The sequence below is a fragment of the Paenarthrobacter sp. YIM B13468 genome, from assembly GCF_042788025.1.
Taxonomy (GTDB): domain Bacteria; phylum Actinomycetota; class Actinomycetes; order Actinomycetales; family Micrococcaceae; genus Arthrobacter; species Arthrobacter aromaticivorans.
Window position 1 is genome coordinate 1 of sequence record NZ_JBHZPI010000045.1, and the last position, 11,094, is coordinate 11,094.

7 protein-coding genes and 1 pseudogene are annotated in these 11,094 nt (G+C 62.3%); 1 reads left to right on the forward strand and 7 read right to left on the reverse strand.

From position 1 onward, the window contains the following. Positions 1-131: 131 nt before the first annotated feature. The 7 genes and pseudogenes from bcp to ACFX4T_RS25315 form a co-directional block, all read right to left on the reverse strand. Positions 132-599: a thioredoxin-dependent thiol peroxidase gene (gene bcp / locus ACFX4T_RS25285; protein WP_216926569.1), complete on the reverse strand. Its 468-nt coding sequence runs from the start codon at positions 597-599 to the stop codon at positions 132-134. 97 nt (positions 600-696) lie between these two features. Beyond that, positions 697-1,431 (reverse strand): winged helix-turn-helix domain-containing protein, encoded by a 735-nt coding sequence (locus ACFX4T_RS25290; RefSeq protein WP_377655142.1) that lies wholly within the window; start codon positions 1,429-1,431, stop codon positions 697-699. Between the two features lie 11 nt (positions 1,432-1,442). Then, positions 1,443-2,792 carry an allantoinase AllB gene (allB, locus tag ACFX4T_RS25295; RefSeq protein ID WP_223946961.1) on the reverse strand — a complete coding sequence of 450 codons (1,350 nt, stop codon included), beginning with the start codon at positions 2,790-2,792 and terminating at the stop codon, positions 1,443-1,445. After that, on the reverse strand, positions 2,785-3,960 hold the full coding sequence (locus tag ACFX4T_RS25300) for a glycerate kinase (RefSeq protein ID WP_377655144.1): 1,176 nt from the start codon (positions 3,958-3,960) through the stop codon (positions 2,785-2,787). Before ACFX4T_RS25300 ends, allB begins: the two co-directional genes overlap by 8 nt. 37 nt (positions 3,961-3,997) lie before the next feature. After that, positions 3,998-5,773, reverse strand: coding sequence for a glyoxylate carboligase (gene gcl, locus ACFX4T_RS25305; protein ID WP_377655146.1), 1,776 nt, complete (start codon positions 5,771-5,773; stop codon positions 3,998-4,000). A 127-nt stretch (positions 5,774-5,900) separates the two neighbouring features. Beyond that, positions 5,901-6,791 (reverse strand): annotated as a pseudogene (locus ACFX4T_RS25310) (2-hydroxy-3-oxopropionate reductase); the annotation flags it as partial. A gap of 38 nt (positions 6,792-6,829) precedes the next feature. Further along, positions 6,830-7,633, reverse strand: coding sequence for a hydroxypyruvate isomerase family protein (locus ACFX4T_RS25315; protein ID WP_377655148.1), 804 nt, complete (start codon positions 7,631-7,633; stop codon positions 6,830-6,832). Positions 7,634-8,589: 956 nt separating this feature from the next. On the opposite strand from ACFX4T_RS25315, the gene ACFX4T_RS25320 reads away from it, so the two are divergent. Continuing rightward, positions 8,590-10,734: a PIN domain-containing protein gene (locus ACFX4T_RS25320; RefSeq protein ID WP_377655150.1), complete on the forward strand. Its 2,145-nt coding sequence runs from the start codon at positions 8,590-8,592 to the stop codon at positions 10,732-10,734. The last annotated feature ends 360 nt before the right edge of the window (positions 10,735-11,094 follow it).

The following is an 11,094-nucleotide window of genomic DNA, read 5'->3' on the forward strand; positions in this document are numbered from 1 at the left end:
CTCTCGGGCCAACAGTCATGGCTACTCCTGCTCTCGTCACACACCACCTGACTCACAACCAGCCTGACGCAGAGGGAACCCGCAGGATGTGAGAGAGGAATTCCCTGAAACTCGCAGGATGTGAGAGAGGGTTAGACGCCCAGCTCTTCCTTCAGGGCCTGGACGTGGCCCTGCGCAGAAACCTGGTACTGGGTGAGCTTGACGGTGCCTTCGCCGTCGAGCACAACCGTGGAGCGGACCAGGCCTTCGACGATCTCGCCGTCAACCAGCTTCTCGCCCCAGGCACCGTAAGCGAGGGCCACGGAGTGGTCCTCATCGGAGAGCAGCGGGAAGGTCAGCGCAAATTCACCAGTGAACTTGGCGAGGGCCTCGGGGGCGTCCGGGGAGATCCCGATGACGTCGTAGCCGTTGCCCTGCAGGCTGGCGAGGTTGTCGCGGAAATCGCAGGCTTCGGTGGTGCAGCCGGGGGTGGCTGCTTTGGGGTAGAAGTACACAATGACGTTGCGTCCGCGGTAATCGGACAGCGAGACCTTGGTGCCGTCGGCGTCGAGCAGCGCGAAGTCAGGTGCTTGCGTTCCGACGAGGAGTTTCTGGGTCATGGCGATCCTTTGCGTTTCACCGGCGCGCAGCCGGCAGTCATTTAAAACAACAGCGGTCATTCTAGAAAACGGATTGTCTTAGGACAGAACAGCCAAACTAGATGCTGTATTCCGCAGGTCCGCGCACTGTGGCATAAGGGCCTGGCACGAACTGGTAGCCACCACCACGGACGGTGGCGACAGTGTGGCGGGCGCTTCCGAGCTTCCGCCGCACCCTTCCAACATAAACGTCAATGGAGCGAAATGCCGCGCCGGGGAGGTCAAATGACTCCAGGAAGCGTTGCAATTCTTCACGACTGATGGCGCGCGAGCAGTTCACCACGAGGTAGCGCAACAGCTTGTATTCCATGCCAGTAAAGGCAACCGGCTCGCCGTCGAGCAGCACTACTTCAGCAGCGAGGTCGATTGCAAGTTGACTGCGTCGCCCGGCCAACATGACGGGCTCGACGGCGGTGCTGCCGCCACTCCCGGCGTCGCGGTCCTGTCCGTCCGCGAGAGCCTCGGCGAGGGACAGGGAAGGGTGGATACCGGCGTCGGCGGCTTCCTGCGGAGTGCCGCCCCAGGAAGTATCGCCGACGCCGGAGTGTTCTGCCCCGATGGCGGGCCAGATGCGGACTTCCGCCTCCGGGGCAAGTTTCATGGCCCGGGCCAGCACAAGGCGTGCTGCCCGTTCCCAGACTGCTGGATCCATCTCGTCGCCCTCGGCCGGGTCGACCCAGAGGGCGAGGCCCCGCGCGCTCAGGCCGGGCTGTGCCTTGAGTCCCGGACGCCGGCCCCTGGCCCGCGCTGCCGGGTCACGGAAAGGCGGCGGCCCGTAGGCATTGACTGCCATGGCGGTTGACCCTAAACGTTGCCGCGGCGGAGCAGCTTGCCGCCGGGGTTCTGGCCGTCGATCGGGGTACCGCGCAGGTAGGTCTTGCGGACGACGCCGGCCAGCGGACGGCCGTCGTACGGCGTGATCGGGTTCTTGTGCTTGAGCTTGGTGACGTCCACAACGAAGGCTTCGTCCGGGGCGAAGATCGAGAAGTCGGCGTCGTAGCCCAGGGCGAGCTGGCCCTTGTTATGCAGGCGGGCCAGGGCGGCAGGCTTCTCGGCCATCCAGGAGACCACCTGTTCCAGCGGGATGCCGCGGTGGCGGGCTTCGGTCCAGATCAGGGACAGGCCCAGCTGGAGCGAGGAAACGCCACCCCAGGCCACAGCGAAGTCGCCGTTTTCCAGGTCCTTGAGGTCCAGTGTGGAGGGGGAGTGGTCCGAGACGATGCAGTCGATGGTGCCGTCCTGCAGGCCCTTCCACAGGAGCTCGCGGTTGGACGCTTCGCGGATGGGCGGGCAGCACTTGTACGCGGTTGCGCCGTCCGGGATCTCCTCGGCCATGAGGGTCAGGTAGTGCGGGCAGGTCTCAACGGTGAGGTTCACGCCGTCGCGCTTTGCCGACGCGATCATCGGCAGCGCGTCCGAGGAGGAGAGATGCAGGATGTGGGCGCGGGCGCCGGTCCAGCGGGCGCGCTCGATGACCTCGGCGATTGCCTTGTTCTCGGCGCCGCGGGGGCGGGACGCGAGGAACGTTTCGTAGTGGTCGCCGCCGGGGTGCGGGGCGCGGTCGATCGCATGGGAGTCCTCGGCGTGCACGATCATGAGGGAGTCGAAGGACTTGAGCTCAGCCATGTCCTCTTCCATCTCATCCGCGTCCAGGTGCGGGAACTCGTCCACACCGGAGTGCAGGAGGAAGCACTTGAAGCCGAACACGCCTTCGTCGTGGAGCGGGCGGAGGTCCTTTTTGTTGCCCGGGATGGCACCGCCCCAGAATCCGACGTCCACGAAGGCCTGGTCCTTGGCGACAACGCGCTTCTGCTCCAGGCCGTCCACGCTGGTGGTTGGCGGGATGCTGTTCAGCGGCATGTCGATGATGGTGGTGACACCACCGGCGGCTGCAGCGCGGGTCGCGGAGGCGAAGCCTTCCCACTCGGTGCGGCCGGGCTCGTTGACGTGGACGTGGGTGTCCACCAGGCCGGGGATGAGGGTTTCGTCGTCTGCGAGTTCGATGACCTCGTTGCCCGTCAGGCCGTTGCCCAGGGGCTCGATGGCGACGATGATGCCGTCGCGGATGCCAACTTCGCGCGCTGCGAGGCCGGCGGTGGTCAGGATGCGCTGGCCCCGGATAACGAGGTCATAGGCGCCGATTGCTTCAGACATTGAGGTACTCCTTATTGTCGGTGGTGCCGGTCCGTTCCGCCAGGTACACGCCTATGTGCTTCCCTAATTGTTCAAGCAACGGTCCTGCTTCAGCGATACATTTTTGGACATCTTTTTCCAGGTCGGTCAGGGCATGGACCGTGTGGAAGCCGGCATCCGCGAGTTGTTCCCGGCTCAGGGTACTCCGGCCGCAGACTGCGATCACGGGAACCCCGTTCCTCTGTGCTGCGCGCGAGACACCCATGGGCGTCTTGCCGAGCAGGCTTTGTTCGTCCAGGCTGCCTTCTCCGGTGATCACCAGGTCGGCGCCCCTGAGCCTCTGTTCAAGGTCAGTGAATTCAAGCACGACGTCGATACCCGGCCGCCGCTCTGCCTTCAGTGCCGCTATGGCTATGTAGCCAACGCCGCCTGCTGCTCCTGCGCCTTCTGCCTTGGCTGCGTACTTGGCGTGTTGGCCGGTTGTTGCTGCCAGGACATCGACGAAGTGGCTCAGTGCCGCGTCGAGTTCGGTGACGTCGTCCGGCGTCGCGCCTTTTTGCGGGCCGAAGATGGCTGGGGCTCCGCTGGCCCCCAAAAGGGGATTGTCGACGTCGGACGCCAGCACGAACTCTGTGGCCTCGATGCGGACGTCGAAGTTGGAGAAGTCGATGCTGTCTATTTCCGCGAGGGCGGCACCGCCGCCGGGGAGCTCGTTGCCGTCCTCGTCCAGGAAGACAGCGCCGAGGCCTTGGAGGACGCCTGCGCCGGCGTCGGTGTTGGCGCTGCCGCCGACACCCAGGATGATCTTGCGGCAGCCGAGGTCCAGCGCGGCGCGGATCAGTTCGCCCGTTCCGATGCTGGTGGCCTTCTTGGCTGTTTCGCTCCTGGGGCCATCAGGGAGAAGGGCAAGGCCCGAAGCGGCCGCCATTTCGATGACTGCCTCCGTGCCCTTGACTGCGAAGTCGGCCTTCACCGGTTCGCCCAGCGGGCCCGTGACGGTGGTGGTCCGGCGGGTGAAGCCGGAACCGATGGCGGCGTCGATGGTGCCTTCGCCGCCGTCGGCCACCGGAATGCGTGTTGCCTGTATGCCCTGACCGAATCCCGCCAGCAGTCCTGTTGCGAGATGCTTGGCGACGTCGGGCGCGGACAGCGAGCCCTTGAATTTATCCGGGGCGATGACAACACGCATTCCGGTGCCTCCTTACTTTTGTTGTGCCGGCAGGCGCTTAGGCCTTGGTGAGGATCGCTGTGGGGGCGTCCGCCGCGGTTTCTGCCAGCTCTTCGAACTCGTTCACGCCATTGATCTCAACGCCCATGGAGATGTTGGTGATCTTTTCCAGGATCACTTCAACAACCACGGGAACCTTGAACTCGCCCATCAGTGCCTTGGCCTTGTCGAAGGCGGCAGGCATGTCGTTCGGGTTCTCAACGCGGATGGCCTTGCAGCCCAGGCCCTCAGCAACCTTGATGTGGTCAACGCCGTAGCCGTTTGTTTCCGGGGAGTTGATGTTCTCGAAGGCCAGGGAAACGTTCTGCTCCATGTTGAAGCCGCGCTGGCTCTGCCGGATCAGGCCCAGGTAGGAGTTGTTCACCACAACGTGGATGTACGGCAGGTTGAACTGTGCGCCCACGGCCAGTTCCTCGATCATGAACTGGAAGTCGTAGTCACCGGACAGGGCAACAACGGTGGCGTCCGGGGTGCCGCGAACAACGCCGAGTGCTGCCGGAGCAGTCCAACCCAGCGGGCCGGCTTGGCCTGCGTTGATCCACTTGCGGGCACCGAACACGTGCAGCATCTGTGCGCCGGCGATCTGCGACAGGCCAATGGTGGACACGTACGTGGTGTCGCGGCCGAAGGCCTTGTTCATCTCCTGGTACACGCGCTGCGGCTTGATGGGCACGTTGTCGAAGTTGGTCTTGCGGTGCAGGGAGCCCTTGCGCTCCTGGCACTCGGCAACCCAACCCGAGTAGTCCGGCAGGGACTTTGCTGCCTGGCGCTCCCGTGCCAGCTCGATCAAGCCAGCCAGCGCCGCACCGGCGTCGGACGCAATGCCCAAGTCCGGGGAGAAAACGCGACCGATCTGCGTGGGCTCGATGTCGATGTGAACGAACTTACGGCCTGCCGTGTAGGTGTCCAGGCCACCGGTGTGGCGGTTGGCCCAACGGTTGCCGATGCCGATTACGAAGTCGCTCTGCAGGAACGTCTCGTTGCCGTAGCGGTGCGAGGTCTGCAGGCCAACCATGCCGGCCATCAGCTGGTGGTCGTCCGGGATGGCGCCCCAGCCCATCAGCGTGGGGATCACCGGAACGTTGAGGATCTCGGCCAGTTCAACCAGCTGGGCCGAAGCGCCGGCGTTGATGATGCCGCCACCGGCAACGATCAGCGGGTGCTTGGCCGAGGTCAGCATGTCCAGGGCCTTTTCCAGCTGCTTGCGGGAGGCCTTGGGCTTCTCGATGGGCAGGGGCTCGTAGGCGTCGATGTCGAACTCGATCTCGGCCATCTGAACGTCGATGGGCAGGTCCAACAGAACCGGGCCCGGACGACCCGAGCGCATCAGCTGGAACGCCTTCTGGAAAGCGCCGGGAACCTGACCCGGCTCCAAGATGGTCATGGCGAACTTGGTGAGCGGCTTGGCGATGGACTCGATGTCCACAGCCTGGAAGTCTTCCTTGTGCAGCTTGGCAACGGGTGCCTGGCCGGTGATGCAGAGCATGGGGATCGAGTCCGCCTGGGCTGCGTACAAGCCGGTGATCATGTCCGTGCCGGCAGGGCCCGACGTGCCGATGCAGATGCCGATGTTGCCATCAGCTGCACGGCTGTAACCGTCGGCCATGTGGCTGGCGCCCTCAACGTGGCGGGCCAGCGTGTGGCGGATGCCGCCGTGGGCACGCATTGCTGAGTAGAAGGGGTTGATCGCTGCGCCTGGCAGGCCGAACGCCTCGGTGGCGCCTTCCTTTTCCAGGATGGCGACTGCCGCGTCAACGGTGCGCATCTTAGCCATGGTGTACTCCTAGTTTGGTGCCCTTGCGGGCGAAGTCTGGGGTGTTTTTGGGTGTGGTGAGGGAGCCGCCGTCGTTTTATGTACGACGGCGGGTTCCCTGCCTGTGTTGCTAGTGGCGCCTTTTGGCTTACTTGCGGCCGCTGAGCTGGAGGACCTGCTTGAAGAGGCCCGAGTGGTCGAGGCCGCCGTCGCTCTGGTTGACCGTTGCGGCGACGAGCTGGGCAACGACGGCGCCGAGCGGGACGGCGACGTTGGCTTCGCGGGCTGCGGAGGTGACGATGCCGAGGTCCTTGTGGTGAAGGGCCAGGCGGAAGCCGGGGTCGAAGTTGCGGTCGAGCATCTTCTGACCCTTCTGCTCGAGGACCTTGGAGCCGGCCAGGCCACCGCCGAGGACCTTCAGTGCTGCGTCGGTGTCGACGCCGTAGGCCTCAAGGAAGGCGATTGCCTCGCCCAGGACCTGGATGTTGACGGCCACGATCAGCTGGTTGGCTGCCTTGACGGTCTGGCCGGAGCCGGACGGGCCGACGTGGACGATGGTCTTGCCCACTGCGTTGAGGACATCCTGTGCTGCCTCGAAGTCTTCGGCGGCGCCGCCGACCATGATGGACAGGACGGCGTCGATAGCGCCCTGTTCGCCACCGGATACCGGGGCGTCGAGCGGGCGGATGCCTGCTTCTACGGCTTCTTCGGATAGGCGCTTGGCGACGTCCGGGCGGATGCTGGATGCGTCGATCCAGAGGGTGCCCTTCTTCGCATTGGCGAACACGCCGTCCTTGCCGCTGACAACACCCTCAACATCGGGGGAGTCCGGGACCATGGTGATGACGACGTCGGCGTCCTTGACTGCGTCCGCGATGCTCGTGGCACCCTTGCCGCCCTCGGAGACGAGCTTGTCGATCTTGTCCTGGCTGCGGTTGAAACCGGTGACCGTGTGGCCGGCCTTGACGAGGTTGATGGCCATGGGCAGGCCCATGATTCCAAGGCCGATGACTGCAACGTTGCTCATTGTGGTTCTCTTTCTGGGGAAGTCTGTTTTAGCTCAGGTGTGCTGAATGCTTAGTTGGCTGCGGCGCGCTGGCGGATGGCCCAGCTGAAAGCCGATTCCTGCGGTTCCTTGTACTCGAGGCCGATGTAGCCGCCGTAGCCGAGTTCACGGCTGCGGGCGATCCATTCACCCAGGGGGAGTGTGCCGGTGCCGGGAGCGCCGCGGCCGGGGTTGTCGGCGATCTGGATGTGGCCGAAGTCCTTGGCATGGTTCTCGATGACGGATTCGACGTCGTCGCCGTTGACTGCCAGGTGGTAGAAGTCGGCGAGGAGCTTGATGTTCTGTGCGCCGGATTCTGCCTTGACTCGGGCGATGACCTTGAGTGCGTCTTCGGCAGTGAGGAGCGGGTACTTGGGTGCCCCGCTGACCGGCTCGAGGAGGACGGTGCCGCCGATACGTGCGACGCCGGCTGCTGCAGTTGCGAGGTTCTCGGCACCAATGGCGTCCTGCTTCTCAGGCGATTCGCCGTCGATGCGGTTGCCGTAGAGGGCGTTGAAGGCCTTGCAGCCGAGGCGCTCGCCGATGCCCGCGACAACGTCGATGTTGTCCTGGAATTCGGTGGAACGTGCGGGCCAGGAAACCAGGCCGCGGTCGCCGCCGGGCATGTTGCCGGCGTTGAAGTTCAGACCGGTGAGCTGAACGCCTGCGTCCTGGATGGCGGTTTCAAACTCATTTACTTGTGCGTCGGTGGGGACGGAGGTTTCGAAGGGCCACCAGAACTCGACGGCGTCAAAACCAGCTGCCTTCGCGGCGGCGGGGCGCTCGAGCAAGGGCAGCTCCGTCAGGAGGATGGAGCAGTTCACTGTGTACGTCATCGTAGGTCCTTCCGAGGAGGGGCTTGGATCTATCTTCCTCTGTGCTTGGCTGCTGCCGTGGTGCCTGGCCTCAGTTTCCGCTTTGTGGAATTTAGATTCTGCTTTATGAAAAGTTTAGGGAAGGTGGGGGTGCGAGTCAAGGGGGTGGGTGGGGAGGTGGGGGTTTGGAATACCAAGAGGGACTCGCTTGGGGTGGCGGAGCCGCATTGCGGCGCACGTCTTGGTTCCTGGGCAGCTGTGACTGATTAGCCCGAGAATGTCCAAACCTTGCTTCCTTGTGTTTGCCTTTGCGTCGTCTTTGAGCAGCGCTGACGTTTGCGGCCTGAGGGCGCAGGCCGTGACAGGCCAACATGATGGTCCTCCTGTCTTAGGACCCGCAACATGGTGCTAGAGGTTTCGATGGCTGATCGAGAAAACGTGTATCCACCGAAGACTGGCACCGTTTTGTGCTGGTGATCGAGGCGTTCGGGTGTCCAAGGTGGTCAAGTGACGAAGGAATGAGATGCTAGCCAGCGTGGACGAAACGGTAAGTTTCGGACAGAACCTGTCATCGGCGATGAACAATGGATCGGGATTCGGTGGCGGGATGCTTGTACTACGTGCCACTGCAGCCTCAACGTCATTATGTAGAGCTTGCAGTCGGAGGGCATCGTTAGAATCGACTTCACCTATCACAATGCGGGCTTAGAGCCATGGTGCCGGTGCGGATGCTGGTGCAACTGCCACGGACAACACGGCAAACTTCTATCTCCATCGCGGCCACTTCTGGCCTCATTCGCGGGCGGGTTTGGAGCCCATTTCACCACCGAAGGTTCGCTGCGGAACCGATTGCTTGCGCTGAGGGCGAACACTATCCACTCCTGCGCCTTTTTGCCCGCCTCCCACGCCACTGACGGATAAAATAAATAACAAACATGTAATTCCCCGGGACGGGGGGGGGACACAAGGGGGCTTTCTTGACCGCAATCGTGGATGTCACAAGTGAATCCGACGAAACCGGCCCTGGCGCCATTGGGTTCCTCTCCGCCGTTCAGCGCGTCCTGAAGTCCTCTCGACCTTCAACGGAGGCTGACCTTCTGTCTGCGGCTGCGTGCCAGTTCCTGCGCCGCAGCCACCGAGCCACGTCGGAGGAAGTGCGTCAAGCGGTGTCAAAGATGTGGCCGGGGAGCCAGCCGACGCCCGAGCAGGTCAACTCCGCCTTGGCCCTTGCCAAAGAACTCCGACTCGTAGGAGTTAACGAGGACGCGGAATGGTTCCTGACGGCGGAAGGGCTGGCTGACGTTCAACGCCACGGGGAATGGGTGACAGACCTTCGTGAACGCACTATGGCAGACCTTAGAGTTCGAAGCCGGGAAGGGCTGGGATACGAACCGGACAGTACTGAGGCTGCACTCTGGCTCAACCAGCTCGTCAAAGCTTTGATCGCGGGAATCGAAAAGTCCCAAGCAGCCTATCTGGGGGAAGTCGAGCAACTCATCCAGGGGCAAATTGTGCCTAGGGAGGTCAAGTCTGCAGACATCCTTGGCTACTTGGACGAAGTCAGCAGCAACGAAGAAGTCGTTGAACTGCTCAAATCGCTTGCTCTTGCGGCGCTGGATCCCCTTGACTCTTTCGGGAAGGAGCTCGTCAGCCTCATAACAACCGGCTGCATACTCCACTCTTATGTCTCCGGACGCTCCGGCGCTGAGATCACGAGCGAAATCGGGAGTCCGGAGGGCCAGCGGGCCATCTTGGACACACCTGTACTCCTCTCCCTCGTTGGTAGAAAATCGGACCGCACCGACACGGAATTGACCATCCGCAGTGCCGCTGCGGCTGGCTGGGACGTTGTTGTGTGCCGGCATTCGCTCGATGAGCTTTACCAGCTTCTCCGGCGTGAAATTCCCGAGGTTGAAAAACGGGTCAGGGAGGCCCACAAACGGAACACCCGAGTCGAGTTCTACGCGGCACTGGTCGAGGACCAGATCCACGGCATCTGCATCGCGGCCCTGAAGGACGGTACCTACAAGAACCTTAGTGAGATGATGACGACGTTCGAACGTCTCGAAGAAGACCTTGTATCGTGGGGCGCGACCGTGCGGGACCATAACAATGAGTTGTCTCTCGATAGGGTCGCAAGGTGCCTGGATGCCCTGCAAGGGCAGATCGACAAGGGGCAACGGGCTTGGCGCTCCAGCTATGCAATCGAGCGGGACGCTGACACCATGGCAATGGCTTGGAGGCGCAGAAGCCGGGAGCAATCAAAGGCTTGGCCTGGTGCGTGGGTGATCACCAGCGACCGACAGATGGCGCCGGCTTACTCCTCAATCTCATCCGACAGGGTGTCATTGACCTTGAGCCTTCCCCAATGGACCACGGTCGTATCAATAAGCGCGCCTGTAGAGAATTTGCGGGACCTTGCTTCAGCCGCGGCTGGCCAGTTCGCTGAAGAAGCCATGTGGCAGCTCCCTGCACGTTTCTCAGGGGACTTTGCTATGAGGCTTGCCGCCCAACTCTCGCCCAACCAAGGTGGGTCCGACATGGACCTCCGCCACGCGCAGATGATGCTCTCACTCCCGGACATGCTGGACGAGCTTGAGGTCAAGTCCTCGCCGACAACGGTCGCCGCCACAGTTCTCGCGGCTAGAACCAAGCGAGTCGATGCGATGATGCAGCAGGAGAAAGAACGTCAGATCGGCGAACTGGCCCGGGTAACAGTCGAAGCGAGCGAAGCCGACGATCAGGCGCGCGAAGCAAGAATTCGTGAACTTGAAATTGGGAAAGAAAACGCCGAACTGGCAAATCAGCTGGAGCAGGCCCGGGCACAGGTTGCCGCTTCAGATAACGCTTTGACAGAGACCAAGACCAGAAACCGACGCGTTCTATGGAGCATCGGTTTGTGCCTGATCACTGCGGTAGCTCCCGTACTTGGGGTGCTCGCGAACAACAGTGTTGGAACCTTGGTGGGTCTCGTTGCACTCGCGGGAATGATCACCATAGCGACAAGATGGTGCAAGGACCTCAAGCTTGTCCTCCCAGTGTTGGCATGGACCTTCATAGTGGATGGTGTTGGGTTTGCTTCCGCGTTGCTGCCAATGTTGGGGATTGGGCAATCAGGTTAACGCCGTGACTGTTTAGTTTAGTGTTAGCTATCAAGCCCTGCAGCGTTTCTGGCTCGATACCAGGTGATCTCGAGGTCCTCCAGTTGGTACTAGGCGCTGGTGGCCCTACGGTCGTGGCTAATGCCGTGCCTCGAAACCGAGGGTATATTTTCGGTTCAAAGCCTCTCAAGGTTAGTTTGGCCAGTCGGCGGCCGCTTCCAGGCCCAAACGCAGCGCCTGCTCGCGAATAGTGCGAAGATGACTTCGATCAACGCTAGGCTCAGCCGAAAGAATGAAATAGAGATTCTGTCAGCGCTGGTCGAATAGTGAGCCATTTCGTGGGTTGAAAACTGAGCCACGTTGACGTGGTTATTCTTCCGT